Origin of the sequence: Mycolicibacterium baixiangningiae (assembly GCF_016313185.1) — a bacterium.
Lineage (GTDB): Bacteria > Actinomycetota > Actinomycetes > Mycobacteriales > Mycobacteriaceae > Mycobacterium > Mycobacterium baixiangningiae.
This window is the reverse complement of sequence record NZ_CP066218.1, coordinates 4,362,172-4,389,162: the sequence shown is the minus strand read 5'-3', so window position 1 is coordinate 4,389,162 and position 26,991 is coordinate 4,362,172. Positions and strand designations below refer to the sequence as shown.

The 26,991-nt window shown below is 69.4% G+C and carries 18 protein-coding genes and 1 tRNA gene; 14 read left to right on the top strand and 5 right to left on the bottom strand.

What is annotated here, in order from left to right; all coding sequences use genetic code 11:
- The first annotated feature begins 12 nt into the window (after positions 1-12).
- On the top strand, positions 13-3,153 hold the full coding sequence (locus tag I7X18_RS20710) for an ATP-dependent helicase (RefSeq protein ID WP_193043874.1): 3,141 nt from the start codon (positions 13-15) through the stop codon (positions 3,151-3,153).
- Positions 3,150-6,455 (top strand): ATP-dependent helicase, encoded by a 3,306-nt coding sequence (locus tag I7X18_RS20705; protein ID WP_193043873.1) that lies wholly within the window; start codon positions 3,150-3,152, stop codon positions 6,453-6,455. The genes I7X18_RS20710 and I7X18_RS20705 overlap by 4 nt, the downstream gene beginning before the upstream one ends.
- On the opposite strand, the gene I7X18_RS20700 is transcribed toward I7X18_RS20705, so the two are convergent.
- Entirely contained in the window at positions 6,440-6,835 is a 396-nt protein-coding gene (locus I7X18_RS20700) for a DoxX family protein (RefSeq protein ID WP_193043872.1), read from the bottom strand. The two genes, I7X18_RS20705 and I7X18_RS20700, sit on opposite strands and share 16 nt — an antisense overlap.
- A 46-nt stretch (positions 6,836-6,881) precedes the next feature.
- Here I7X18_RS20700 and I7X18_RS20695 point away from each other — a divergent pair, with 46 nt between their 5' ends.
- Together I7X18_RS20695 and nudC are read left to right on the top strand one after the other, a co-directional pair.
- Positions 6,882-7,976: a potassium channel family protein gene (locus I7X18_RS20695; RefSeq protein WP_193043871.1), complete on the top strand. Its 1,095-nt coding sequence runs from the start codon at positions 6,882-6,884 to the stop codon at positions 7,974-7,976.
- Positions 7,973-8,905, top strand: a complete 933-nt coding sequence (gene nudC / locus I7X18_RS20690) for an NAD(+) diphosphatase (RefSeq protein WP_193043870.1) — start codon at positions 7,973-7,975, stop codon at positions 8,903-8,905. The genes I7X18_RS20695 and nudC overlap by 4 nt, the downstream gene beginning before the upstream one ends.
- 1 nt (position 8,906) lies before the next feature.
- Here nudC and I7X18_RS20685 read toward each other — a convergent pair whose 3' ends face one another.
- A complete protein-coding gene (locus I7X18_RS20685; protein WP_193043869.1) occupies positions 8,907-9,155 on the bottom strand; it encodes a mycoredoxin in 249 nt (82 codons plus the stop codon).
- Positions 9,156-9,228: 73 nt separating this feature from the next.
- Between I7X18_RS20685 and I7X18_RS20680 the strand changes: the two genes are divergently transcribed.
- From I7X18_RS20680 to I7X18_RS20670, 3 genes are all read left to right on the top strand, one after another.
- On the top strand, positions 9,229-11,352 hold the full coding sequence (locus tag I7X18_RS20680; protein ID WP_193043868.1) for an ATP-dependent DNA helicase UvrD2: 2,124 nt from the start codon (positions 9,229-9,231) through the stop codon (positions 11,350-11,352).
- Positions 11,353-11,478: 126 nt separating this feature from the next.
- Positions 11,479-11,703, top strand: coding sequence for a hypothetical protein (locus tag I7X18_RS20675; protein ID WP_193043867.1), 225 nt, complete (start codon positions 11,479-11,481; stop codon positions 11,701-11,703).
- A 152-nt stretch (positions 11,704-11,855) separates the two neighbouring features.
- Entirely contained in the window at positions 11,856-12,134 is a 279-nt protein-coding gene (locus I7X18_RS20670; RefSeq protein WP_193043866.1) for a WhiB family transcriptional regulator, read from the top strand.
- Positions 12,135-12,153: 19 nt separating this feature from the next.
- Here I7X18_RS20670 and I7X18_RS20665 read toward each other — a convergent pair whose 3' ends face one another.
- The 3 genes from I7X18_RS20665 to I7X18_RS20655 form a co-directional block, all read right to left on the bottom strand.
- Positions 12,154-13,491: a macrolide-binding ATPase MABP-1 gene (locus I7X18_RS20665; protein ID WP_193043865.1), complete on the bottom strand. Its 1,338-nt coding sequence runs from the start codon at positions 13,489-13,491 to the stop codon at positions 12,154-12,156.
- 42 nt (positions 13,492-13,533) lie between these two features.
- Positions 13,534-14,376 carry a bacteriocin biosynthesis cyclodehydratase domain-containing protein gene (locus I7X18_RS20660; protein WP_193043864.1) on the bottom strand — a complete coding sequence of 281 codons (843 nt, stop codon included), beginning with the start codon at positions 14,374-14,376 and terminating at the stop codon, positions 13,534-13,536.
- 61 nt (positions 14,377-14,437) lie between these two features.
- A complete protein-coding gene (locus tag I7X18_RS20655; RefSeq protein ID WP_193043863.1) occupies positions 14,438-15,865 on the bottom strand; it encodes a zinc-dependent metalloprotease in 1,428 nt (475 codons plus the stop codon).
- A 91-nt stretch (positions 15,866-15,956) separates the two neighbouring features.
- On the opposite strand from I7X18_RS20655, the gene I7X18_RS20650 reads away from it, so the two are divergent.
- From I7X18_RS20650 to I7X18_RS20620, 7 genes are all read left to right on the top strand, one after another.
- On the top strand, positions 15,957-16,985 hold the full coding sequence (locus tag I7X18_RS20650; protein ID WP_193043862.1) for a YlbL family protein: 1,029 nt from the start codon (positions 15,957-15,959) through the stop codon (positions 16,983-16,985).
- An 85-nt stretch (positions 16,986-17,070) separates the two neighbouring features.
- The gene (locus tag I7X18_RS20645; RefSeq protein WP_193043861.1) at positions 17,071-20,088 is read left to right on the top strand and encodes a UPF0182 family protein; all 3,018 of its coding nucleotides are present in this window, start codon (positions 17,071-17,073) and stop codon (positions 20,086-20,088) included.
- 31 nt (positions 20,089-20,119) lie between these two features.
- Positions 20,120-23,557 carry an ATP-binding protein gene (locus I7X18_RS20640; protein WP_455429778.1) on the top strand — a complete coding sequence of 1,146 codons (3,438 nt, stop codon included), beginning with the start codon at positions 20,120-20,122 and terminating at the stop codon, positions 23,555-23,557.
- 102 nt (positions 23,558-23,659) lie between these two features.
- Positions 23,660-25,039, top strand: a complete 1,380-nt coding sequence (locus I7X18_RS20635) for an FAD-binding oxidoreductase (RefSeq protein ID WP_193043860.1) — start codon at positions 23,660-23,662, stop codon at positions 25,037-25,039.
- Between the two features lie 163 nt (positions 25,040-25,202).
- Positions 25,203-25,279: transfer RNA gene (locus tag I7X18_RS20630), tRNA-Met, on the top strand.
- A gap of 177 nt (positions 25,280-25,456) precedes the next feature.
- Entirely contained in the window at positions 25,457-25,993 is a 537-nt protein-coding gene (locus I7X18_RS20625) for a TIR domain-containing protein (protein WP_226862615.1), read from the top strand.
- On the top strand, positions 25,990-26,565 hold the full coding sequence (locus I7X18_RS20620; RefSeq protein ID WP_193043859.1) for a TIR domain-containing protein: 576 nt from the start codon (positions 25,990-25,992) through the stop codon (positions 26,563-26,565). Before I7X18_RS20625 ends, I7X18_RS20620 begins: the two co-directional genes overlap by 4 nt.
- The last annotated feature ends 426 nt before the right edge of the window (positions 26,566-26,991 follow it).

Genomic DNA, 26,991 nt, shown 5'->3' with positions numbered 1-26,991 from the left:
TCTGATGCCCTCATGACCGCACCGGACGTCGAGTCGACCCTCTCCGAGCGCACCGAGCCGCGCACGCTGCTCGAACCCGGCCGGCGCGGTGTGGTGCGGGTTCTCGGTGGTCCGGGGACCGGGAAGTCGACGTTGCTCGTCGACACCGCCGCCGCGCACATCGCCGCCGGCGTCGATCCGGAATCTGTTCTGCTTCTGACCGGTTCGGCATCACTGCGGTCGGCGGCCCGCGCCGCGGTGACCCGCAGACTCCTCGAGGGCGGTGCCCGCCAGGTGGTGCGTGAACCACTCGTCCGCACCGTTCACTCATACGCCTTCGCGGTACTGCGGCTGGCCGCCCAGCGCAACGGCGATCCGCCGCCTCGGCTGATCACCAGTGCCGAACAGGACGGCATCATCCGTGAACTGCTCGCCGGTGATCTCGAGGACGGCGACCGGTCGGCCGTCGCCTGGCCCGCCGCGCTGCGCCCGGCTCTGGCCACCGCCGGATTCGCCACCGAACTGCGCGATCTGATGGCCCGGTGCACCGAACGCGGTGTGGATCCCGTTGCGCTGCAACGGCTCGGCCGGCTCTCCCGCCGGCCGGAGTGGGCGGCCGCCGGCCGGTTCGCCCAGGCCTACGAGCAGATCATGCTGTTGCGCTCGGCGGTCGGGATGGCCGCACCCCAGGCCACGACGCCCGCGCTCGGGGCGGCCGAACTGGTCGGCGCCGCGCTGGAGGCGTTCGCGACGGATGCAGATCTGCTCGCCGCCGAGCGCAGCCGAATCGGCCTGCTGCTGGTCGACGACGCTCAGCACCTCGACCCGCAGGCCGCGCGGCTGGTGCGCGTGCTGGCAGCGGGCGCCGAGCTGACCGTACTCGCCGGCGACCCCGACCAGTCGGTGTTCGGCTACCGCGGTGCCGATCCGGCACTGCTGCGCGCCGACGAGGGGATTGCGGTCGCGCTCACGCAGTCCCACCGCTGTGCGCCCGCGGTGACCCGGGCGATCACGGGCATCGCCCGGCGCCTGCCCGGGCAGCGCGCGGAGATGGTCGGCTCCGGTGAACACGACGGATCGGTCGCGGTGCGGGTCGCCGCGACGGCGCACGCGGAATCGGCCCTGGTCGCCGATGCGCTGCGCCGCGCACACCTCGTCGACGGGGTCCCGTGGTCGGAGATGGCCGTGATCGTGCGCTCGCTGCCGCGCGCCGGCGCCCCCCTGGCACGGGCGCTCGCCGCGGCGGGGGTTCCCGTCGATCTGACCGCCGCGGCACCCCTGGTCGACGAACCCGCCGTGCGCGCACTGCTGACGGTGCTCGAGGCCACCGCCGAAGGACTCACCGGGGCACAGGCCGAGGCGCTGCTCGCCGGGCCGATCGGTCGAGTGGATCCGGTCACGATGCGTCAGGTTCGTCGGGCGCTGCGCCGCGCGGACGGCAGCCAACCCCCGCGGGAGTTCGCCGATCTGCTCGTCGAGGCACTCACCGGTCCGCCGCCGGTGGTGTCGGCGGAACTGCAGCGGCCGTTGCGCCGGGTGCGTTCGGTGCTGTCAGCCGTCCGCCGCAGCATCGATGACGGCCTCGATGCGCGGCAGACGCTGTGGCAGGCGTGGCATCGCAGCGGGCTGCAGCGGCGGTGGCTCGCCGCCAGTGAGCGCGGCGGCGCCGCGGGCGCACAGGCCGACCGTGACCTGGACGCTGTCACCGCTTTGTTCGACGTGGCCGACCAGTACGTCACCCGCACCGCGGGGGCGTCACTGCGCGGTCTCCTCGACCATGTGGCCGCGCTCGGTCTTCCTCCCGCCCGCCGCGGCGAGCAGCGGGCCCCGCAGGCTGTCGCGGTGCTCAGCGCCCATGCCGCGCTGGCCGGCGAATGGGACGTCGTGGTGATCGCCGGCCTGCAGGAAGGGTTGTGGCCCAACACCGTTCCCCGCGGCGGCGTGCTGGGCACCCAGCGTCTGGTCGACGTGCTGGACGGCGTGGTCGATTCGGCCGACGACGTGGTGTCGACGCGGGCGCCGTTGCTCGCCGAGGAGCGCCGGCTGTTGATCGCCGCGTTGGGCCGCGCCCGTCGCCGCGTCCTCGTGACCGCCGTCGACAGCGACTGCGGCGACGAAGCCATGCTGCCCTCGCCGTTCTGCCAGGAACTGACGGCGCTGGCCACTGATCCGGGCGACGGTCCGGCGGTCCCCGTGCGGGCACCTCGGGTCCTTGCCCCGGCTGCGCTGGTCGGCCGGCTGCGGGCGGTGGTGTGCGCACCGGACGGGGCGGTCGACGACGCGGCCCGCACGTGCGCGGCCGCCCAGCTGGCCCGCCTCGCCGCGGCGGGTGTGCCCGGAGCCGATCCCGGCCAGTGGCATGTCATGACGGAACTGTCCACCGACGAGCCCCTGTGGGGTGACGAGCAGGAGGTCGTCACGTTGTCCCCGTCCACCCTGCAGACGCTGACCGACTGTCCGCTGCGCTGGTTGCTCGAACGCCACGGTGGCCGTGACGGCCGTGATGTGCGCTCGGCGGTCGGGTCGCTGCTGCACGCTCTGGTGTCCGAATCGGGCCGGACCGAGAGCCAGTTGCTCAACGACCTGGCACGGGTCTGGGCCGACCTGCCGTTCGAGGCGCAGTGGTACGCGGCCAACGAGCTGACGCGCCACCAGGCGATGCTGTCGGCGTTCGAGCAGTGGCGGGCCCAGACCCGCCGCGAGTTGACCGAGGTGGGCACCGAGATCGACGTCGACGGGGTCATCTGCGAATCCGACGAGGGCCTGCCTGCGGTCCGGGTGCGTGGCCGCCTCGACCGGCTGGAGCGCGACAGCGCCGGCCGGCTGGTGGTCGTGGACATCAAGACCGGCAAGAGCCCCGTCACCAAGGACGACGCGCAGCGGCACGCCCAGCTGGCGATGTACCAGCTGGCCGTCGCGGCGGGTCTGCTCGGCGAGGGTGAGGTTCCCGGCGGCGGCAAACTGGTCTATCTCGGCAAGAGCGGCGCCGGGGGACCGACGGAACGCGAACAGGACGCGATGACCCCCGACACCGTGACGACGTGGCGCCGGGATGTCGGTGAGGCCGCCGCCGCGACGCAGGGGCCTGCGTTCGTCGCGCGGGTCAACGACAGCTGCACGCACTGCCCGGTGCGCAGCAGCTGCCCCGCCCAGTCGGCGGGGGAGCGCGCATGACCGCGATGTACAGTCCCACCGAATTATCTTCTGCGCTGGGGCTTTTCGCGCCGACCGACGAGCAGGCGGCGGTGATCGCCGCGCCCCCGGGTCCGGTGGTGGTGATCGCCGGTGCCGGGGCGGGGAAGACCGAGACCATGGCCGCGCGGGTGGTGTGGCTGGTCGCCAACGGCTATGCGACGCCGGGCCAGGTACTCGGTCTGACCTTCACCCGCAAGGCGGCCGGTCAGTTGCTGCGCCGGGTGCGGACCCGGCTGGCGCGGCTGGCCGGCGCCGGCCTGGTGCCCGGCGCCGGGCCCGGCCTCGACTCCGCGGACGACCCGCCGACGGTCAGCACCTATCACGCGTTCGCCGGCACGCTGCTGCGGGAACACGGTCTGCTCCTCCCGATCGAGCCGGAGACCCGCCTGATCGGTGCGACGGAGTTGTGGCAGCTCGCCCACCGCGTCGTGTGTGAGCACCCCCGCCCGCTCGAGATCGACAAGACCCCGGCGTCGGTGACCGCGATGGTGCTGCGCCTCGCGGGTCAGCTCGCCGAGCACCTGGTCGACACCGACGAATTGCGCGACACCCACGTCGAACTCGAACGGCTGGTCCACACGCTGCCCGCCGGGCCCTATCAACGCGACCGGGGGCCCAGCCAGTGGCTGCTGCGGATGCTCGCCACCCAGACCGAGCGCACCGAACTCATCCCGCTGATCGACGCGCTGCACCGGCGAATGCAGGACGAGAAGGTGATGGACTTCGGCATGCAGATGGCGGCCGCCGCCCGGCTCGCCGCCGCGTTCCCGCAGGTCGGCGCCCAGCTGCGCGGCCGGTACCGCGTGGTGCTGCTCGACGAGTATCAGGACACCGGGCACGCCCAGCGGGTGGCGCTGTCGGCGTTGTTCGGCGGCGGGGTGGACGACGGGCTGGCGCTCACCGCGGTCGGCGATCCGATCCAGTCGATCTACGGGTGGCGCGGCGCGTCGGCGACCAACCTGCCCCGCTTCGCCACCGACTTCCCGCTCTCCGACGGCAGTCCCGCCCCCACGCTGGAACTGCGCACCAGCTGGCGTAATCCGCCGAGCACGCTGCACCTGGCCAACGCGGTGTCCGCGGAGGCGCGGCGGCGTTCGGTGGCGGTGCGGTCGTTGCGTCCCCGGCCCGGCGCCGAACCCGGCGCCATCCGGTTGGCCCTGCTCAACGATGTTGCGCTGGAACGAGACTGGGTGGCCGACGAGGTGGCGCGTCGCTATCACGCCGCACGCGCCGAGGATGAGGCGCCACCGACCGCGGCGGTGCTGCTGCGCCGTAACGCCGATGCGGCGCCGATGGCCGAGGCGCTCACGGACCGGGGTGTGCCCGTCGAGGTGGTCGGGCTGGCCGGTCTGCTCGGGGTCACCGAGGTCGCCGACGTGGTGGCGATGCTGCGCCTCGTGGCCGACCCCACCGCGGGTGCGGCGGCGATGCGTATTGTGACCGGCCCCCGGTGGCGGCTCGGCGGCCGCGACATCACGGCGCTGTGGAAGCGGGCCGTGGCACTCGACGACACCGGAAGCGCGGGTCCGGACGCGACCGCGGCGCAGATCGTCGCGCAGGCCGCACCGGACGCCGACGCGGCGTGCCTGGCCGACGCGATCTGTGATCCCGGTCCCGCCGAACGGTATTCGCCGGAGGGGTATCGCCGCATCGTCGCGTTGGGCCGCGAATTGACCTCGCTGCGTGGGCATCTCAACATGGCGCTACCGGACCTCGTCGCGGAGGTGCGCCGGGTGGTCGGTGCCGACGCCGAGGCCCGCGCGGGGATGCCGGTGTCGGCCGGTTGGTCGGGGACGGAGCATCTCGATGCCTTCGTCGACGTCGTCGCAGACTACGCGAACCGTCCGGGCGCCACGATCGGCGGACTGCTGGCCTATCTCGACGCGGCGATGGAGGTGGAGAACGGGCTGGCCCCCGCAGACCTGGCCGTCTCCGCGGAGCGGGTGCAGATCCTGACGGTGCACGCCGCGAAGGGACTCGAATGGCAGGTGGTGGCCGTGCCGCATCTGAGCGGACGGATCTTCCCGTCGACCGCGCAAACCCGGACGTGGCTGACCGACCCTGCCGATCTGCCTCCGCTGCTGCGCGGTGACCGGGCGACCACCACCGACCATGGCGTGCCGGTGTTGGACAGCTCCGACGTCAACGACCGGAAGATGTTGTCCGACAGGATCAACGACCATAAGCGCCGCCTCGAACAGCGTCGCGTCGACGAGGAGCGGCGGCTGTTGTACGTGGCGCTGACGCGCGCCGAGGACACACTGCTGCTGTCCGGACACCACTGGGGCGGTACCGAGGGCAAGCCGCGGGGCCCGTCGGAGTTCCTCGAGGAACTCAAGGACATCATCGACCGGTCTGCGCAGGACGGTCAGCCGTGCGGGGAGGTCGTCCAGTGGGCGCCGGCGCCCGCCGACGGCGAGAAGAACCCGTTGCGCGACAACGCCAAAGAGGTGCTCTGGCCCGCAGACCCGGCCGGTGAGCGACGCGCGGTCGTCGACCGAGGCGCCGAACTGGTCACCCGAGCGATGGCGCATCAGGACGTGGCACATCAGGACGTGGCAGATCAGGACGGGGCGTTTCAGGACGTGGACGGCTGGGCGGCGGACGTGGACGCGTTGCTCGCCGAACGTGAGCGTGCCGCACAGAGGGCGCCGCTGACGCTGCCGAGTGAGGTCTCCGTCAGCACGCTGGTCGATCTCAGCAGCGACGCGGACGCGGTGCTGTCGCGGCTGAATCGGCGGGTGCCGACACGCCCAGACCCGCATGCCTCGCTCGGCACGGCGTTTCACGACTGGGTGCAGCGCTACTTCGGTGCCGAGCGGTTGTTCGACCTCGACGATCTCCCCGGAGCGGTCGACGGCGACACCAGGCGCGCCGAAGCCGAACAGCTGGCCGACCTGCAGACGTCATTCATGGTGTCGCCGTGGGCCGCTCGCACGCCGATCGAAGTCGAGGTGCCGTTCGACATGGTCATCGGCGAGACCATGGTGCGCGGCCGCATCGATGCCGTATTCGCCGACGACGACGGCGGCGCCACGGTCGTCGACTGGAAGACCGGGTCACCGCCGGACACCCCGGAGGCCGCGCAGCACGCCGCGATCCAGCTCGGCGTCTACCGGCTGGCGTGGGCCGCGCTGACCGGCTGCCCGGTCGAGCAGGTGCGGGCGGCGTTCCACTACGTCCGGGCGGGCACGACCGTGCGCCCGGCCGATCTACCGGATGGCGACGACCTCGCCGCGCTGCTGCGGGGGCGTGAGCCGGGGAATCAGGAAGCGCGGTAGATCTTCAGTGCCTGGGTGATCATCGGAATCTGCAGCGGCAACCGGGCGAGGGCGACGATCCGCATCGGCCACGGCTTGTCCCACCACAGCCGCACCATGTTGACGTTGCCGGGGAACACCGCCACATACAGCGCGATAGCGGCCAGCGCACCCGCCTTACGCGTCCGCGGCGCCGCCAGCGCCGCGGCGACGCCGAGCTCGACCACTCCCGAGGCGTAGGTGTAAACCCGCGGGCTGCCGGGCAATTCCGCCGGGATGATGCCGTCGAAGGGCTTGGGTGTGATGAAGTGCAGGGTGCCGATGCCGGCCAGCATTGCCGCCATCCGGGTGGCCAGTCTGGACCCGGCGTTGCGCTGCAGTGCGGCTGAGGGAGAGGTCATGATTACATTGTGCTGGTGCGGCAGCCCCAATCGGTGATCGACCCTCGTGGCTAAGGGACGCCTGCGGCGACGCCTCGCCGCCATCGAGCAGGATCTGACGAGTCAGCCCGACGCGCGGCTGGTCGACATCCTGCGTATCCCCGAACCGTTCATCAGCCCGACGCAGCGCATCATCCGGCGCATCATCTACGCGGCCGGCGCGCTGTTCGCCGCGGTGATCATCGTCTACCTCGACCGGCACGGCTATCGCGACATCGAGAGCACCCCGGAGACGAGCGATCCGTTGTCCTTCCTGGACTGCGTGTACTACGCGACGGTGTCGTTGTCGACCACGGGCTACGGCGACATCACGCCGGTCACCGAATCGGCCCGGCTGATCAACGTCCTGGTGATCACGCCGTTGCGCGTGGCGTTCCTGATCGTGCTGATCGGCACGACGGTGGAGACCTTGACCAGCCAGTCGCGCCAGGCGTTGAAGATCCAGCGATGGAGGAGCAGAGTGCGCAACCACACCGTCGTCATCGGCTACGGCACCAAGGGCCGCACGGCGGTGGCCGCCATGGTCGGTGACGAGGTCGCCCCGGCCGACATCGTCGTCGTGGACGAGAACATGACCGCCCTGGAGCGGGCGAGGAGTGCCGGACTGGTCACCGTCCACGGCGACGCGACGAAGGCCGAGATCCTGCGGCTGGCCAGTGCACAGCACGCCAAGTCGATCATCGTCGCCACCGACAACGACGCCAGCGCGGTGCTCGTCACCCTCACCGCCCGCGAACTGGCCCCCAACGCGAAGATCATCGCCGCCGCGAGAGAGGCCGAGAACCAGCATCTGCTGCGCCAGTCCGGCGCCGACTCGACCGTGGTCTCCTCGGAGACGGCCGGCCGCCTGCTGGGTATCGCCACGACCACGCCGAGCGTGGTCGAGATGATGGAAGACCTGCTCACCCCCGACGCGGGTTTCGCGATCGCCGAACGCGAGGTCACCCCGAAGGAAGTGGGTGGCTCCCCGCGGCATCTGCACGACATCGTGCTCGGCGTCGTGCGTGACGGCGGGCTGGTCCGGGTCGACGCACCTCAGGTCGACGCGCTGGAGTTGGGCGATCGGCTGCTCTACATCCGCAGCGCCGACGCCGACCGATGAGCGCGTTCGAAGCGCTGCGCAACATCCCGCTGCTGTCACGGGTCGGCGCCGACCGCGCCGATGCGCTCCGGACCGACATCGATGCGGCGACCGCCGCGTGGCCCGATGCGCTGCTGTTGCGGGTGGACCGCCGCAACCAGGTGCTGATAGCCGGCGGACAGGTGGTGCTGGGTCGGGCGAGCGCGCTGGGCGATGCTCCGCCCGAGCACGCCGTCTTCCTGGGACGGCTGCACGACGGCCGCCACGTGTGGGGCGTGCGGGCGGCGCTCGAGGCACCCGAGGACGGTGGCGACGCCCAGGTGCTCGACCTGCGGCGGGCCGGCCAGATCTTCGACGACACCAGCGCGCAGCTGGTCGCCACCGCGACCGCGCTGCTCAACTGGCACGACCACGCCCGCTTCAGCCCGGTCGACGGTGCGCCGACCAAACCCGTGAAGGCCGGCTGGTCGCGGGTGAACCCGCTCGACGGGCACGAGGAGTTCCCGCGCATCGACCCCGCGGTGATCTGTTTGGTGCACGACGGGCACGACCGGGCTGTGCTCGCCCGTCAGACGCTGTGGCCCGAGCGGCTGTTCTCGATCCTCGCCGGCTTCGTGGAGGCCGGCGAATCCTTCGAATCCTGCGTGGTGCGTGAGATCGCCGAGGAGGTCGGGCTGACCGTGACCGACGTGCGGTACCTGGGCAGCCAGCCGTGGCCGTTTCCCCGCTCGCTGATGGTCGGATTCCACGCCGTCGGCGATCCAGAGCAGCCCTTCGCATTCAACGACGGCGAGATCGCCGAGGCGGGGTGGTTCACCCGCGCCGAGATCCGTACCGCGCTGGCCGAGGGGGATTGGAACGCCGCAGGCGGGTCGTCGTCGCGCCTACTGCTGCCCGGATCGATCTCGATCGCACGGGAGATCATCGAATCCTGGGCGGCGTTGGACTGACCTACCGGCCGAGCTTGGCCTTGACGTCCTTGATGCTCGGATTGGTCAGCGCCGAACCGTCGGGAAACTTCACCGTCGGCACGGTCTGGTTACCGCCGTTGACCTTCATCACGAAGTCCGCGGCGGCCGGGTCGCGTTCGATGTCGACCTCGGTCCACGTGATGCCCTCTGCCTTCAGCGCCTTCTTGAGCCGGACGCAGTAGCCGCACCACGTGGTGGTGTACATGGTCAGGGTGTCAGCAGCACTCATAAGGCTTTCAACGTAACTGATGACCGCGACATGCCCGACACGGACCGGGCGCTTGTCGGTGCGCCCTGCGAAGATGGGTCGCATGCCAGTCGAGGTCCCCACCTCGTCACGGGAACGGTTACTTGCCGACCTCGACGAGGAACAGCGCGAGGCCGTCCTGGCGCCTCGGGGGCCGGTCTGTGTGCTGGCCGGTGCCGGCACCGGTAAGACCCGCACCATCACCCGCCGCATCGCACACCTCGTCGCGGCGGGCCACGTCGCGCCCAGCCAGGTACTGGCGGTGACGTTCACCTCGCGCGCCGCGGGGGAGATGCGGGCCCGGTTGCGTGCCCTCGACCAGGAGGCCGGCGGCGTCGGCACGGGTTCGGTGCAGGCCATGACGTTCCACGCCGCCGCCCGCCGTCAGCTGCGGTACTTCTGGCCGCGCGTCGTCGGTGACACCTCGTGGCAGCTGCTCGACAGCAAGTTCTCCGTGGTCGCCCAGGCCGCCAACCGGGCCCGGGTGCAGGCGGGCACCGACGACGTCCGCGATCTCGCCGGCGAGATCGAGTGGGCGAAAGCCTCGCTGATCAGCCCGGAGGCCTACCCCGCCACCGTCGCGCAGGTGGGCCGCGACATCCCGATGGATGCGGCGAAGGTGGCCGCCGTCTACGCCGGGTACGAAGCGCTCAAGGCCCGCCACGACGGCACCGCACTGCTCGACTTCGACGACCTGCTCCTGCACACCGCGGCCGCGATCGAGAACGACGCCGCGGTGGCCACCGAGTTCCGTGACCGCTACCGCTGCTTCGTCGTCGACGAGTACCAGGACGTCACACCCCTGCAGCAGCGGGTGCTCGACGCGTGGCTCGGCCCGCGGGACGACCTGACCGTCGTCGGTGACGCCAACCAGACCATCTACTCGTTCACCGGGGCCACGCCGCGCTACCTCCTGGATTTCTCGCGCCGGTTCCCCGATGCCGCGGTGATCCGGCTGGAACGTGACTACCGCTCGACGCCGCAGGTGGTGTCGCTGGCCAACCGAGTGATCTCGGCCGCCCGCGGCCGCATGGCGGGCAGCAAGTTGCATCTCGTCGGCCAGCGCCCGCCCGGGCCGGCGCCGGCCTTTGCCGAACATCCCGACGAGGTGGCCGAGGCCGCCGCCGTCGCCAAGGACATCCGCCGGCTGCTCGAGGCCGGCACCCCGGCCGCCGAGATCGCCGTGCTGTACCGCATCAACGCGCAATCGGAGGTCTACGAAGAGGCGCTCACCGAGGCCGGCATCGCGTTCCAGGTTCGTGGCGGCGAGGGCTTCTTCAGTCGTCAGGAGATCCGCCAGGCGCTCGTCGCTCTGCAGCGCGCGGCCGAACGCGACGTCGAAGGCGAGGTCGCCGCGGTAGTGCGCGCGGTGCTCGAGCCGCTCGGGCTCACCGCCGAGCCGCCGGCCGGTACCAGCGCCAGGGAACGCTGGGAGGCGCTGACCGCGCTGGCCGAACTCGTCGACGAGGAGGTCGCCCTGCGTCCGGACCTCGACCTGCGCGGTCTGGTCACCGAACTGCGGCAGCGCGCCGACGCGCGTCACCCACCGGTCGTCCAGGGCGTCACGCTGGCGTCGTTGCACGCGGCGAAGGGGTTGGAGTGGGATGCGGTCTACCTGGTCGGTCTGGCCGACGGCACGCTGCCGATCTCGCACGCGCTGACCCACGGCCCCGAGAGTGAGCCGGTGGAGGAGGAGCGCCGGCTGCTCTACGTCGGAATCACCAGGGCGCGAGTGCATCTCACGTTGAGCTGGGCGCTCGCCCGCGCACCCGGCGGCCGTCAGGGCCGACGGCCGTCACGGTTCCTCAACGGCGTGTCCCCGCATTCGACGGGCGATGCGTCCACGAACAAGCCGCGTCGGGCCCGCGGGGCCACACCGCGCTGCCGGGTGTGCAACGAGACGCTGACCACGCCGGCGTCGATCATGTTGCGCCGGTGCGAAACCTGTTCGTCCGACATCGACGAACAGCTGCTCGCCGCACTCAAGGAATGGCGGCTGCGGACGTCCAAGGAACTCGGCGTCCCGGCCTTCGTGGTGTTCACCGACAACACCCTGATCGCGATCGCCGAGTCGCTGCCCACCGACGAGGCGGCGCTGGTCGCCATCCCCGGAATCGGGGCCCGCAAGTTGGAGCAGTACGGCGCCGATGTCCTTGCGTTGGTCAACGGTCGCGGCTGAGACTGCCACGCAGCGCAAAAATCGCGCCAAAACCGCTGGTAGAAAATAGGTTGTGCGGTTTGGCTGCTAGGCTCTAGCCTCAAGATCACACGTTGGGCGGAGAGAAGAAAGGAGGGTGCCCGGACCATGGATAGTAATTTCGTGTTCACCGGCGTAGCCGTTGCCGTCATGCCGCGCACCCTCTGGGCCGTCGCTCCGATGTCCGTTTGGGCGGCACATACCGCCTATGCGGCTCCGGCGGGCGTTCCGGCTCATATTCCGGCGATGCGCGCTGTCGCCATTCCCGCGCAGCGCAAGCGCCGTGCCGCTACCGCCGCGACCCGCACGTCCGTGGAGCGGGGCTCCATCTAGGTAAGCCCCCCACCAAGCCGAATGGCCACGGACCCGCAGTCGCCGGATCCGTGGCCACAGTCTTTTCAGGGGTTTCACCCTTCCGAAGACCTGGTCGCAGATCCAGCCAAGACAGATGGCCGAGGAAACACCGACCAGGAAGCAGGAAGTTCATGTCTGTGGAGACATGCCTCGAGAGGTTGCTACCGGAATTGCCGTGCCATGTCGGGGATCCCGACCTGTGGTTCGCCGAGAGCCCCGTCGATCTCGAACGAGCCAAGGTGCTGTGCGCGGATTGCCCGATCCGCCGGGAGTGCCTGTCGGCGGCTCTGGAACGCCAGGAGCCGTGGGGTGTCTGGGGCGGGGAGATCTTCGAGCGGGGCAGCATCGTCGCGCGCAAGCGTCCGCGGGGACGCCCGCGAAAGAACGCGAAAGGGTCTGTCGCGGCGTAACTTTCGTCCGGCCCCGGCGCTACACCGCGTCGGGGTCGGCGAATCCCGGCACCATCTCCTCGGCGATGCGTCGCGTGTCGACATGTGCATCGAGCTGACAGGAGATCGCCACGATCGACGCGATCACCCGCATCGGAATCGCGAGCTTGGGCGGGATGTCCATCTGGCGGGCGGTCTTGATCTGGCCGGCCGCCTTGTCCAGCTCCAGCGTCGTCATCTTCTGCAACCATTTACGGCTGTAGTGGAAGACCGGGACCTCCAGAGGTTCGACGTACTGCTTGAGCATGTCGTCGATCTCGCGGGTGGACACCTGCTGGCCCTTCTGGATGAACCCGGCCTTCTCCATGGTCGGCAGCAATTTGTCGTAATTCTTGTCCACCGCGTAGCGCAGGAGCTGGCCGAGCTCGACAGGCCAGCCACCGGGCATCGGCGCCACCGCGCCGAAGTCGATGACGCCCATCCGGTCGCCGGACATCAGCATGAAGTTGCCGGGATGGGCGTCGCCGTGGACCATTCCGAGCCGAGTCGGTGCGTCGTCGCAGAACTCGAACAGGCGGGTGGCCATCAGGTCGCGCTGTTCCTGGGTGCCTTCCCGGATGATCTGGGCCAGCGGGATTCCGTCGATCCATTCCTGGATGACGACCTTCGGGGCGCTGGCGACCACCTTCGGCACCACGAAATTCGGGTCGCCCTCGTAGGCCTTGGCGAAGGCTCGCTGGTTGTCGGCCTCGAGCCGGTAGTCGAGCTCCATCTCGGTGCGCTCGATGAGTTCGTCGACGACGCCCTGCACATCGGCACCGGGCGCGAGTTGCTTGAGCACACTGACCATGCGCTGCATCGTCTTTAGGTCAGCGCGCAACGCCTCGTCGGCACCGGGGTACTGGATCTTGACGGCCACCTCGCGACCGTCGGCCCACACGGCCTTGTGTACCTGGCCGATACTGGCCGACGCGATCGACGTGTCGTCGAATGACTGGAACCGCTCCCGCCACTTGGTGCCGAGCTGGGCGTCGAGCACCCGGTGCACCTTGGCGGCGGGCAGTGGCGGCGCCTCGCGCTGCAGTTTGGTCAACGCCTCCCGGTACGGCTTGCCGTACTGCTCCGGGATGGCGGCCTCCATCACCGACAGCGCCTGGCCGACCTTCATCGCGCCGCCCTTGAGCTCACCGAGCACGGTGAAGAGTTGCTGCGCCGCCTTGTCCATCAGTTCGGCGTTGACCTCGTCGCGGGACTTGCCGGTCAGCCGTTTGCCGAAGCCCAGCGCCGCGCGCCCGGCCATGCCGACCGGCAGGCTCGCCAGCTTCGCGTTGCGGGCGGCGCGCCCGCGTTTGATGTCAGCCACCAGTCCATCATCCACGACGCCGTGCGACCGGCAGGATCCAACATCCCACAACTGCTTTCAGCAGGTGCAGCGGGGGTGCCGCGACCAGCGCCGCACGACGGTGGTGCGGGTGGCGACGTCGAATTCCCAGGTGGTGTCGGTGGCGTCGGGTGCGGCTGCAGCCGCGGGGTCACCGGTGTCGCGGACCGCGCGCAGCACCCGGTGGATCTGGTCGAGTGCGACGGCGGCGGTGGCCAAGACGGTTGCCCGGTCGGCGCTGCCGACGGTGCCGCGCAGCTGTGCCGCGACAGCGGGCCACGCCGCGTCGCGGTCGCTGCGGTGCAGATCGGCGCAGGACAAACAGCTGGTACGGCCAGGGAACACCAGCGGTCCGATCAGCCCGGCGCCGTCGCGCATCCGGACCGGCAGGTGCGGCAGGCGCGCGGTGTGCAGGTCACGCACCACTCGCGGTTCGGTCACCAGGTAGTCGGCCAACACCACCAGGTCGGTGGCGTCCGGCGGGGCCGGCGCTTTCGGCGCACGGGTGTGCCCGACGCGGGCGCCCGAACAGCGCAGGCTCGCCACCAGCAGGTCAGACAGCGGTCCCCGGCCGTGGATCCGGACGCTCGGCGTGCGGCTGCGGCGCGGCGGACCGACGGTCAGCACCCCGGCACCGGCGAGCGCGGCCACCAGTTCGGCGAGATCCGCCGGGTCGACGGTCCCGGACCGGCCCGCCTCGGCGCACAGGTCGGGCATCGTCATACCGGCCTGCAGCCCCCGCAGCAGCTCGGCCAGCGCCGTCGCGGTCAGCCCGGCGGGCGGGTGGACGAGCATCGCGCGGCGCGGATCCCAGCCCACCTGCACCGCACCGTCCGGCCGTAACAGCACGGGCAGTGCGGTGTTGAGCAGGTAGCGCGACATGGAAGGACTCTGCCACGGCGTGCGGGCGTCACCGCGCAGTTATCCACAGGCCTGTGGACAACTAACGCTGATCGTCCTCGGGGCCGTCCTTGTCACCACGCTCGCGGTTGGCGTCGAGGTCCGCGTCGAGGTCGGATTCAAGGTCACTGAAGGCCTCCTCGATCGCGCTGTCCATACCGCTGGTGTCGCCGCCGACGATCCGGTCGATGAATCCGGCCGGCTCGTCGAGGTCGCTCGACGACGGCAGCAGGTCGGGGTGCTGCCACACGCCGTCGCGGGCATCGGCGCCGACCGCCTCGGTGAGCCGCTCCCACAGCACCGCGGCCTCGCGCATCTTGCGCGGCCGCAGTTCGAGACCGACCAGGGTGGCGAAGGTCTGCTCGGCCGGCCCGCCGGTGGCCCGCCGGCGGCGCAGCGTCTCGGACAGGGCGCCGGTTCCGGGGATGCGGTCGCCGAGCGCGGCGGTGACGACGGTCTGCACCCAACCTTCGATGAGGGCGAGCAGGGTCTCCAGGCGTTCGAGCGCCGCGACCTGCTCCGGGGTGGCCTTCGGTTCGAAGATGCCCTGGTTGAGCAGTTGTTCCATCTGCGACGGGTCGGCCAGCGCGGCCGGGTTGAAGCCCTGGGCGAGGTCTTCGATGCCGCTCATGTCGACCTTCATGCCGCGCGCGAACGCCTCGACCGCCGACAGCAGCTGGCTCGACAGCCACGGCACATGGCTGAAGAGCCGGTGGTGCGCCGCTTCGCGGGCGGCGAGGAACGTCAGGACCTCACTGCGCGGCTGCTCGAGCCCTTCGGAGAACGTCTCGACCGCCTCGGGCAGCAGCGCCGCGACACCCTTGGGGCCGAGTGGCAGCCCGATGTCGGTGGACGTCAGCACTTCCTTGGACAACTTGCCGAGCGCCTGGCCGAGCTGGGAGCCGAACGCCATGCCACCCATCTGCGACATCATGGCCAGCAGCGGCCCGGCCATCGCGCGGGCCTCCTCGGGCAGCGCCGAGGCCCACACCGTCGAGATCTGTTCGGCCACCGGGTCGCACAGCCGCTTCCAGGTGTCGAGTGTGTTGTCGATCCAGTCCGTCGGTGTCCAGGCGACCGTGCGGCTGGTGCCGGCGGGCAGCGGCGTGACGCCGTCGAGCCAGGTTTCGGCCAGCCGCACCGCATCGGCCACCGCCGACGCCGTCTGCTCGGGCACCGGCGCCACGAACCCGATCGCACTGGACGCCAGCTGCCGGGCGAGGTCATAGTTCACCGGCCCGGACTGTGCGCCGCCGGCCGTGACATTGCCTGCGCCGCTGAACATCTCGCCGAGTTTGGTGAAGATCTGGCCCAGGTCGGACATGTCGAATCCGGCTCCGCCCTGCCCGAACATCGAGCCGAACGGATCCGACGGCGAACCGCCCGGACCGGACCCCCCGTCGGGGTCCTTCTTGGGTTTGTCTCGCTCCGGGTCGTCACTCGAGGAGAAGCCGAAGGGCAGGTCAGCCATACCGTCAACGGTACTCACCGGCGCCGGGTGATGCGGTGGGCCGGGTCACGCTGTCAGTGAACGGGGGCTGCGCTCCCTTACTGTGGGCGGCGTGAACAGGCGGATTCTGACGCTGCTGATCGCGCTCGTCCCCGTCGTGGCGTTCGGCGTGCTGCTCTCTGCGGTGACGGTGCCGTTCGTCTCGCTGGGTCCAGGACCCACCTTCGACACTCTCGGCGAGGTCGACGGAAAAGAGGTCGTGGACATCACGGGCACCGAGGTGAAGCCGACGTCCGGGCATCTGGACATGACGACGGTGTCGCAGCGCGACGGGCTGACCCTGGCCCAGGCGATGACCCTGTGGATGTCGGGCCGCGAACAGCTGGTGCCCCGCGAACTCGTCTATCCGCCCGACAAGAGCAAGGACGAGATCGACGAGGCCAACACCGCCGATTTTCGCAACTCTGAGGACAACGCCGAGTACGCGGCGCTGTCGTATCTGAAATACCCGCGCGCGGTCACCGTCGAGAGCGTGACCGATCCCGGTCCGTCGGTGGGCAAGCTGAAGGACGGCGACGCGATCGACGCGGTCAACGGCAAGCCGGTCGCCAACGTCGACGAGTTCCAGGCGCTGTTGAAGACGACCAAGCCCGGTGACGAGCTGGTCATCGATTTTCGGCGCAAGGACGACGACGACCCGGTCGGAACCGCCACCGTCACCCTCGGCACCAACCCCGATCGCGATTACGGATATCTCGGGATCGGGGTTCTCGACGCACCGTGGGCGTCGTTCAAGATCGACTTCAACCTGGCCAATGTCGGCGGGCCGTCGGCGGGACTCATGTTCAGCCTCGCGGTGATCGACAAACTCACCTCCGGTGACCTCAACGACGGCAAGTTCGTCGCGGGCACCGGCACGATCACCGGCGAGGGCGAGGTCGGGTCGATTGGCGGGATCACCCACAAGATGCTCGCCGCGCGGGATGCGGGCGCCACCGTGTTCCTCGTGCCCGCCGACAACTGTGCCGAAGCGAAGTCGGACCCGCAGGACGGACTCGAGTTGGTGAAGGTCGGCACGCTCACCGAAGCCATCGATGCGCTCAATACGATTTCCGCTGGTGGCGAACCGCCACGGTGCTGACCGACCGCGAACCGGTCAATGCGTAGAGTTGGGGCACGTCGGTGACGACGTCCCCCTTTCCTGTGAGTGAAACTGGAGACATCAAGTGGGTATGCGGCCAGCGGCGAGGATGCCGAAGCTGACCCGACGAAGCCGGATCCTGATCGGTGTCGCCCTCACCATGGTGGTGCTGCTGCTGATCGGACCGCGGTTCATCGACACGTATGTGAACTGGATGTGGTTCGGCGAACTGGGCTACCGGTCGGTGTTCACCACGGTGCTGTTCACCCGCATCAGCGTGTTCCTGATCGTCTCCATCGTGATCGGCGCCATCGTCTTCGCCGGCCTCGCGCTGGCGTATCGGACGCGACCGGTGTTCGTACCGACCGTCGGCCCCAACGATCCGATCGCCCGCTACCGCACGACGGTGATGTCGCGGCTGCGCCTGTTCGGCTTCGGCATCCCGGCGTTCATCGGCATCCTGGCCGGCATCGTCGCGCAGAGCTACTGGGTGCGGATCCAGCTGTTCCTGCACGGTGGCGACTTCGGCGTCACCGATCCGCAGTTCGGCCTCGACCTCGGCTTCTACGCGTTCGAGCTGCCGTTCTACCGGCTGGTGCTGAGCTATCTGTTCGTCGCCACGTTCCTCGCGTTCATCGCGAACCTGCTGGGCCACTACCTGTTCGGCGGCATCCGGCTGTCCGGCCGGGCGGGCGCGCTGACCCGCGCGGCGCGGATCCAGCTCGTCACGCTGGTCGGCACCCTGATCCTGCTCAAGGCGTTCGCCTACTGGCTGGACCGCTACGAGTTGCTCAGCCACACCCGCGGCGGCAAACCGTTCACCGGCGCCGGCTACACCGACATCAACGCCGTGCTGCCGGCCAAGCTGATCCTGCTGGCGATCGCGGTGATCTGCGCGGTGGCGGTGTTCTCCGCGATCGTGCTGCGGGACTTGCGCATCCCGGCGATCGGCGTGGTCCTGCTGCTGCTGTCGTCGATGGTGGTCGGTGCAGGCTGGCCGCTGGTGGTCGAGCAGTTCAGCGTCAAGCCCAACGCCGCGCAGAAGGAAAGCGAGTACATCTCGCGAAGTATCGGCGCGACCCGGCAGGCCTACGGCTTGACCGACCAGACGGTCACCTATCGCGACTATCCGGGCAACACGCCGGCGACCGCACAACAGGTCGCCGCCGACCGCGCGACCACGTCGAACATCCGCGTCCTCGATCCCAACATCGTCAGCCCGGCCTTCACCCAGTTCCAGCAGGGCAAGAACTTCTACTTCTTCCCCGACCAGTTGGCGATGGACCGCTACCGCGATGCCGGCGGGAACCTGCGTGACTACGTGGTCGCCGCCCGCGAGCTCAACCCGGACCGGTTGATCGACAACCAGCGCGACTGGATCAACCGGCACACCGTCTACACCCACGGCAACGGGTTCATCGCCTCGCCGGCCAACACCGTGCGCGGGATCGCCAGTGACCCCAACCAAAACGGCGGCTATCCGGAATTCCTCGCCAGTGTGGTGGGGGCGAACGGCAACGTCACCTCGCCCGGTCCGGCGCCGCTGGATCAGCCGCGGATCTACTTCGGCCCGGTCATCGCCAACACCGCGTCGGACTACGCGATCGTCGGTGAGAACGGCACTCCGCGCGAGTACGACTACGAGAACAACGTCGAGACCCGCAACTACACCTACACCGGATCCGGTGGTGTGCCGATCGGGAACTGGCTCACCCGAAGCCTGTTCGCCGCCAAGTTCGCCGAGCGCAACTTCCTGTTCTCCAACGTCATCGGCGAGAACAGCAAGATCCTGTTCAACCGGGATCCGGCCGACCGCGTGGAGGCCGTCGCTCCGTGGCTGACCACCGACACCACGGTCTACCCGGCGATCGTCAACAAGAAGATCGTGTGGATCGTCGACGGGTACACCACGCTCGACAACTACCCGTACTCGGAGTTGACGTCGCTGTCGTCGGCGACCGCGGACTCTAACGAGGTGGCCGTCAACCGGCTGGCGCTCAACAAGCAGGTGTCCTACATCCGGAACTCGGTGAAGGCCACCGTCGACGCCTATGACGGCACAGTGACGCTCTACGCCCAGGACGAGAGCGACCCCGTCCTGCAGGCGTGGATGAAGGTCTTCCCCGACACGATCAAGCCCAAGAGCGAGATCTCCCAGGAGCTGCAGGAGCACCTGCGCTACCCCGAAGACCTGTTCAAGGTGCAGCGCGCGCTGCTGGCGAAGTACCACGTCGACGATCCGGTGACGTTCTTCTCGACATCGGACTTCTGGGACGTCCCGCTGGATCCGAACCCGACGGCCAGCAGCTTCCAGCCGCCGTACTACATCGTGGCCAAAGACCTTGCGGAGAACAACAGTTCGGCAGCCTTCCAGCTGACCAGTGCGATGAACCGGTTCCGGCGTGACTTCCTCGCCGCGTACATGAGCGCGAGTTCGGATCCGGAGACCTACGGGCGGATCACCGTGCTGACCATCCCCGGTCAGGTCAACGGTCCGAAGCTGGCGTTCAACGCGATCAGCACCGATACCGCGGTGAGCCAGGACCTCGGTGTGATCGGCCGGGACAACCAGAACCGGATCCGCTGGGGCAACCTGTTGACCCTGCCGGTGGGCCCGGGCGGCCTGCTGTACGTGGCACCGGTGTACGCCTCGCCGGGAACCAGTGACGCGGCGTCGACGTACCCGCGCCTCATCCGGGTGGCGATGTTCTACAACGACGAGGTCGGTTACGGCCCGACGGTGCGGGACGCGCTGACCGATCTGTTCGGTCCTGGCGCCGACGCGACGGCCACCGGCCCCGCGCCGACCAACCTGCCCGACAGTCAGCAGCCCGCGCGGCCCCCGGCCGACGGGCAGACTCCGGCGGCGCAGCCTCCGGCAAACCAGTCCGGCCAGGTACCGGCGCAGCCTCCCGCGGCCGCTGTGCCGTCCGGCCCGTCGGGGCCCCAGCAGCTGTCGGAGGCGAAAGCCGCGGCACTGCAGGAGGTCCAGGAGGCGATGGGCGGGTTGCAGGACGCACAGCGCAACGGTGATTTCGCCCAGTACGGTGAGGCGTTGCAGCGGCTCGACGACGCGATGAACAAGTACTCGCAGACGCGCTGAGCGAACGCGGAACTGCCCTTAAGCTCGGCGGGTGCAGTTTCGCTTGCTGGGGCCGCTGCAGGTAGTGCACGCCCAGCGCCCGGTCGACATCGGGCCGCCCAAGCAGCGTGCCGTGCTGGCCGTGCTCCTGCTCGCGGCCGGGCGGGTGGTGTCGGTGGACCGGTTGATCGACGCCGTCTGGGGTGACGACGCTCCGGGCAGCGCGACGGCCAGTCTGCAGGCCTACATCTCGAACCTGCGCCGGGCCCTGCGCGACGGGAATCAGTCGCAGGTGGCGTCGCCGATCGTGCGGCAACCCCCCGGGTACTACCTGGACGTCGAACCGGGTCAGCTCGACCTCGAGGTGTTCGCCGGCTGCTGTGCGAAGGCGGCGGCCGCGGTCGAGGGCGGAGCGTGGAACGTAGCGCTGGCGTGCGCCGACGAGGCGCTGGGATTGTGGCGCGGACCGCTGCTGGCCGACCTGCCCGACGAGCCGTGGGCCGCCGACGAAGCGACCAGGGCCGAGCAACTGCGCACCGATTGCCTGGACGCGCGGATCACCGCGCTGTTGGCGCTGGGTCGCGTTCCCCAGGCACTGGCCGCGGTGGCCGAGGTGCGCTCTGCCGCACCGCTGGCGGACCGCGGCTGCTGGCTGCACATGCTCACGCTGTACCGGGCCGGCCGTGTCACCGATGCGCTCGACGTCTACACCCGGCACGCCACGCTCCTCGACGACGAGCTCGCGGTGCAGCCGGGACGGGAGCTCCGCGAGCTGCAGACCGCGATCCTGCGGCAGGCCCCGGAGCTGGCGGCGTGGCCGCGGTCCCCGGAGTGGACCGGCGCCGGTGAGGTGGTCACCCCTGCCACGTCCGCGGTCGAGCAGGAGGCGGCGCCGGCGGGACCGCGGCGCGGCGCGCTGATCGGCCGGGGTCGCGAATTGTCCACGGCAGCAGGTGTTCTGGCGGACGTCGCGGACGGCTCAGCGCGGTGGCTGGTGTTGTCGGGGCCTGCGGGCATCGGTAAGACCCGGCTCGCCGAGGAGATCGCGGCGCGCGTGGTCGCCGACGGCGGCGAGATGGTGTGGGTGAGTTGCCCTGACGAGCGGGCGACACCGCCCTGGTGGCCGATGCGGCAGTTGGTGCGCGCGCTGGGGGCCGACCCCGACGATGTGCTCGAGGTGCCGCCCGACGCCGATCCGGACATCGCGAGATTCCATGTCTACGAACGCATACAGACTCTTTTGGAGTCGGCGCCGTGCACCCTGGCGGTCGTCATCGACGACGTGCAGTGGGCGGACACCACCTCGGCGGCGTGCCTGGCGTATATCGCGGGTGCGCTGCGAGACCGCCCGGTCGTGATGATCCTGACCGTTCGCGACGGCGACCACAGCACGGAGGTCTGCCGGCTGGTGACCACCGTGGCCCGGGGCGACCGCAACCGGCACGTGGCCGTCCCCGCCCTGTCCACCGATGATGTTGCGGCGCTGGCGAATCAGGTGGCCGACGACCCGGTCACCGATGCGGAGGCGGCGGTGTTGGCCGACCGGACGGGCGGTAACCCGTTCTTCGTCTCCGAGTATGCCCGGCTGCCCCGCACCGACCGGGTGGGTAGTGAGATCCCGGTCGCGGTGAAATCGGTGCTGGACCGGCGGCTGGTCGGACTCGACCCGGCGGCGGTCCAGGTGCTGCGCACCGCCGCGATCATCGGGGACACACTCGATTCCGACGCCGTGCCCGTGCTGGCCCGTGCCACCGGGATGGACGTCGACACGCTGGCCGACTATCTCGACGCCGCCGCCGACGAGCGCATCGTCGTCTCCGCGCACACCGGCGACGGGTACGCCTTCGCCCACGGGCTGCTGCGCGAACACCTCATCGCCGGGATGCCCGCACCCCGCCGGCAACGCCTGCACGCCAAGATCGCCGAGGTGCTCGACGGCAGCACCGCCGAGGACGCGTTGACCCGGCGTGCCCAGCACCTCATCGCCGCCCAGCCGCTCATCGAGGCGGATGCGGTGGTGCAGGCGTGCCGGCTGGCCGCCGAAGACGCCACGGCCCGGTGGAGTTCGGACATCGCGGCGCGGTGGTGGCAGGCCGCGCTGGATGCCTACGACCGGTTGCCCGCGGCGTCGCGGTCAGAAGAGGACCGCGACGCGCTGACCGTGTCGATGCTGGAGGCACATTCGCGCGCCGGGCGCGGACGGCTGGTCCTGGACACCGTGACAGAACAGCTCGGCGCCGCCGTCCGCAGCGGGCGTGCCGCGACCGCCGGGCGGCTGGCCAGCGCGCTGCTGCGGGCCAGTGGGGGGTGGCCCTGGTTGGCGCCGGGTCACGACACGGGGGCGCTGCTCTCACTGCTGGAGCGGGCCGCGGTGATGGCCGAAGCCGACCCGGCCGCCGGGGCGCGAGTGCTGGCCGCGCTGGCCGTCGGACACTGCTACCACTCCGACGCCGGGGTGTCCGCCGGGCATCTCGAGCGGGCCGCGCAATTGGCCGACGCCACCGGTGATCGCGACGTCGTGGCCGATGTGTTGATGGGGCGGTTGATCACCTATTCCGGAGTGGCGGTCTACAGCCGTCAGACGCTGGAGTGGGCGGCGGAGCTGAACGGTCTGGGCCACAGCAGGTCTCGGGAGGACAGCGTCATCGCACACTCGGTGGCCACGATGGCCGCGATGAACCTGACCGACATCGACCTGACGGAACGACATCTGCGGGAGGGTATCTCAGGAAGCGAGGAGCTGCGGCTCCCGGTACTGCGGGCGCAGCTGCGGTGGATGGAGGCGGTGCTCGCGGTGTGGCGGGGAGATTTCGCGGAAGCCGAGCGCCATCACCGCATCGCAGCGGATGTGCACGAGCAGACCGAATTGTACGAAGCGGGAAGTGGTTTGGTGGCCGCGGTGACCCTGATCCGGGAGAAGGGCCGCCCCGTCGCACCCGACTGGCCCGGGCTGCGCGCCGACGTCGAGAGTGGGGGACAGGGGATGGTCGGCCTGGTGCACACCGCGCTCCTGACCGTCGGGAGCGGGGACGAGGCACGGGCGCAGGCGCTGATGCGGTTGCAGGAGTGGCAGGCCGCACCGTACCGGGCGCACGTGTGGACCACCCTCGGGCACGCAACGCTGCTGGCTCACCTGGCGTGTGACTACGGCCTCGCGGAGTTCGCGCCTGCGCTGTTGGAGCGGCTTGTCCCGTTCGCCGACCGCATTTCCGAGATCGGTCAGGTCGGGGTGGTCGGGCCCGTCGCGTTGGCGACGGCGCGGTTGCATGCCCTGCTGGGCGATCGCAATGGCGCGCTGGCCGATCTCGCCGCCGCGGAGGACATCGCGGCGCGGACGCAGGGGGCGCCCAGCCTGCTGCGGTGCCGGCTGCTGCGCTGCGAACTGAGCGCGCCCGGGCCCCAGCGCCAGGCGGCGGCACGGGATCTGGCCGCGGACGCCGATGCGCTGGGCATGCGAGGGGTCGCGGACCTGGCACGCCAGCTTGCGTGAGCGCGGCTTGGAGGTTCCTTGGCGCGGCGGGCCAAGGAGACGCCAAGCGCCGTCGCGCACGCTGTGTCCCGACACCGAGCACAGTGCTGTGAAAGGACATCGATGATTTCGACCGACGTCGCCCGCGCCGACCCGATGGCTGCGATCCGTGACCACGTCTCCGCGCCGGTCGCCATGCCGGGGGAGGCGGGCTATGAGCGGTGCACGCCGTGGAACGTCGCCGCCGACGTGCGCCCCGCCGCGGTGGTGCTGGCCACCTCCACGCCCGACATCGCCGACACCGTGCGGTTCGCCGCTGCTTGTGGCCTGAAGGTGACCGTTCAGGCCACGGGGCACGGCGCGACGGGAGTGGATTCGGACACGATCCTGATCGTCACCTCCGGCATGTCCGCGTGCACCGTGGACGCTTTGAACCGCACCGCGCGGGTCGGGGCGGGGGTGCAGTGGCAGCAGGTGCTCGACGCGGCCTGCCCGTACGGTCTGGCGCCGGTGGTCGGCTCGGCGCCCGGGGTGGGTGTGGTGGGGTTCCTGACCGGCGGGGGCATCGGGCCGCTGGTGCGCACGGTCGGGGCGTCGTCGGATCACGTGCGGGCATTCGAATTGGTCACGGGGACAGGGGAGGTGCTGCGGGTGACGCCCGAGGAGCACGCCGACCTGTTCTGGGGGTTGCGTGGTGGTAAGGCGACGCTGGGCATCGTGACGTCGGTGGAGTTCGACCTGCTGCCGATCCCGGAATTCTACGGTGGCGCTCTGTATTTCGACGGTGCTGATGCGGGCACGGTGTTGCGCGCGTGGACCGACTGGTGCGGCGGTCTGCCGGAGACGGTGAACACGTCGATTGCGTTGCAACAGCTTCCGCCGTTGCCCGGGGTGCCTGAACCGCTGGCGGGTCGGTTGACGGTGGCGGTGCGCTACGCCGCGCTGGGTGACTTCGCGGAAGCCGAACGGATCCTGGCGCCGATGCGGGCGGTGGCGCCGACGTTGATGGATACGGTCGGGGTGCTGCCGTATGCGGCGATCGGGGCGGTGCACGCCGATCCGGTCGATCCGATGCCGGTGCACGAGGATCACACGCTGCTGCACAGCTTCGACCCGGCGGCTGTCGAGGCGCTGCTGGCGGTGGCGGGGCCGGGCTCGGAGTCGGTGCAGGCGATCGTGGAGGTGCGCCACCTCGGGGGCGCGCTCGCGCGGGAGCCGCGGCACCGCAGTGTGTTGTGCCATCGCGATGCGGCGTTCGCGCTGACCACGATCGGCGCGTTGATGCCGGAGATCGCCGAGGTGGTGCCGGTGCACGGCGCGGCGGTCATGCGGGCACTGGGGCGCTGGTCGACGGGTGGGCAGCTGCCGAACTTCGCGCCGTCGACGGATCCGCAGCGGGCCGCGCGGGTGTACACCGAGGACGCCAGGCACTGGCTGGCGGCGCTGGCGGAACGCTATGACCCGGCGGGGGTGTTCCGCACGGGTCAGGTCGTCCGCACCTGACGCTGGCGGCACCTTCCACCGCGACCGTGCGTGTTTGTCCGGTGACACACCGCTGAACAGCAGCGGTCCCCGCACGGTCGCGGTGTGGCGAGGGTGCTCAAAGTGCTGGTAGGCGCCCGATTTGGAATACCAAGCCGTGCTTGGGTAACCTCATGTTCACCAACGCGGGGTGGAGCAGCTCGGTAGCTCGCTGGGCTCATAACCCAGAGGTCGCAGGTTCGAATCCTGTCCCCGCTACCAGGTAAAACGGCTCCCAGAGGCAACTCTGGGAGCCGTTTTCATTGGGTTTGTGAACGGATTTGTGAACGTCAGGACTTCTGCGCTGCTGAACTCGTGGAGGCTCTGTAGAGGCGCATCTAATCTGGCGGTACGGACCTCGCCGATAAATGGCAGCGTTGCAACGACACGCTCTAAGCAATGTCGGAGCCGCTCGCTATGGTCGATGCGGCAGTGATTGTGCTGCATCTTTTAAATCGGGGGTCAATGATGGCAAAGACAGTTTTCTACAGCTTCCACTACGAGCGTGACGTCCATCGTGTGCAGCTCGTCCGCAACATCGACGCTCTTGAAGGCCAACCGCTCTTGAATTCGCAAGACTGGGAAAGTGTCCGCAGTCGCGGCGACCAAGCCATCATGAACTGGATTGACGATCAGATGCGCTACAAGCGAGCGGTGGTCGTGCTGATCGGGCAGCAGACTGCGAGCCGGCCGTGGGTCACATATGAGATCCAGAAGGCATGGAACGACCGCAAACCTCTGCTAGGCGTCCAGATTCACGGCTTGTCATCGATGGGCAGCGTCGATCGCGCTGGACCAGACCCCTTCGAGGCCGCTGGTCTACGCTCCGCCGGCATACCCGTGTTTGATCCAACCCGCACAGATTCGCAGGCCACCTACGCGGCGCTACGCCTGAACCTCGCTACGTGGTCCGACCGGGGAGTGAAACGACCGTGAGCTTATACAACGAGGAAGATTTCCGCCGCAGAGTCGGTTTGACCGCGAGTGCGGCTGAGTTCTCTCTCCGAACCGGGGCGACGGCCGCGGTGGGAACGTTCGACATATTTCTCAGCCACAGCGTCCGGGATGCGCGGGTGATTCTCGGTCTTCGTGACTGGCTAACGTCCAAGAATCTGAGTGTGTACGTCGACTGGATCGACGACCCGGAGTTGGATCGCACTGCTGTGTCTCGCGCCACAGCAGCACGTTTGAGGGAGCAGATGCGGAACTCGACCAGCATGATTTTTGCGACATCACGCAATGCCAAGACATCGCGCTGGATGCCCTGGGAGCTCGGCTATTTTGATGGCTTCAAGGCCAGTGAGAGAGTTTCGGTCATGCGCCTGGACAGCTCCAGCAGCGCAAAGTTCGCAGGCGAGGAGTACCTCGGCCTCTACAAACAAATCGAACAGCTCCAAGTGCCAGACGGCAGATCACTTCCCTACGCAGTACTGCCCTCGCGTAAGAAGGCGGAGCCATTGTCGTCCTTTGGCGCTGCGGCTGGCCGCTATGTGGACATGGTGACTTGATGCCTGCAGTAGACCCCAGCTCGGCAGGTGAGGTCGACCGAAGCGATCATCACAAGCACATGGACTACGTCCAAGCAGTCATCACCAGGCTGGCAAACAATTCATTCCTGTTGAAGGGCTGGGCGTTGACGTTGTCCTCAGCACTCTGGGTTTCGGGATCACGCAGAAGCACGCAGGACTTGCCCTCGTGGCCCTTGTGCCGGTCTTAGCTTTCTGGGTGCTCGACACCTACTATCTTCGCCAGGAGCGGGCATTCCGAGGAATGTACGCCGATATCGCAGCAAAAGAACTGCGGGACTTCACAATCAATCCAACGCCGTATGCGGAGCAGCAACGGTGGTGGGGCGTTGGATTTTCCTTGAGTCTCAGAACTTTTTACCTCGCGATCATTGTCCTGACAGTCGTCGTGGCCATCGTCCTGGCCGT

What these genes read in the sequence shown, in the direction of transcription:
- I7X18_RS20710 (WP_193043874.1), top strand. Translation starts at nt 13, where the DNA reads ATGACCGCACCGGACGTCGAGTCGACCCTCTCCGAGCGCACCGAGCCG.
- I7X18_RS20705 (WP_193043873.1), top strand. Translation starts at nt 3,150, where the DNA reads ATGACCGCGATGTACAGTCCCACCGAATTATCTTCTGCGCTGGGGCTT.
- I7X18_RS20700 (WP_193043872.1), bottom strand. Translation starts at nt 6,835, where the DNA reads ATGACCTCTCCCTCAGCCGCACTGCAGCGCAACGCCGGGTCCAGACTG.
- nudC (WP_193043870.1), top strand. Translation starts at nt 7,973, where the DNA reads ATGAGCGCGTTCGAAGCGCTGCGCAACATCCCGCTGCTGTCACGGGTC.
- I7X18_RS20685 (WP_193043869.1), bottom strand. Translation starts at nt 9,155, where the DNA reads ATGAGTGCTGCTGACACCCTGACCATGTACACCACCACGTGGTGCGGC.
- I7X18_RS20680 (WP_193043868.1), top strand. Translation starts at nt 9,229, where the DNA reads ATGGGTCGCATGCCAGTCGAGGTCCCCACCTCGTCACGGGAACGGTTA.
- I7X18_RS20675 (WP_193043867.1), top strand. Translation starts at nt 11,479, where the DNA reads ATGGATAGTAATTTCGTGTTCACCGGCGTAGCCGTTGCCGTCATGCCG.
- I7X18_RS20670 (WP_193043866.1), top strand. Translation starts at nt 11,856, where the DNA reads ATGTCTGTGGAGACATGCCTCGAGAGGTTGCTACCGGAATTGCCGTGC.
- I7X18_RS20660 (WP_193043864.1), bottom strand. Translation starts at nt 14,376, where the DNA reads ATGTCGCGCTACCTGCTCAACACCGCACTGCCCGTGCTGTTACGGCCG.
- I7X18_RS20655 (WP_193043863.1), bottom strand. Translation starts at nt 15,865, where the DNA reads ATGGCTGACCTGCCCTTCGGCTTCTCCTCGAGTGACGACCCGGAGCGA.
- I7X18_RS20635 (WP_193043860.1), top strand. Translation starts at nt 23,660, where the DNA reads ATGATTTCGACCGACGTCGCCCGCGCCGACCCGATGGCTGCGATCCGT.
- I7X18_RS20625 (WP_226862615.1), top strand. Translation starts at nt 25,457, where the DNA reads ATGTCGGAGCCGCTCGCTATGGTCGATGCGGCAGTGATTGTGCTGCAT.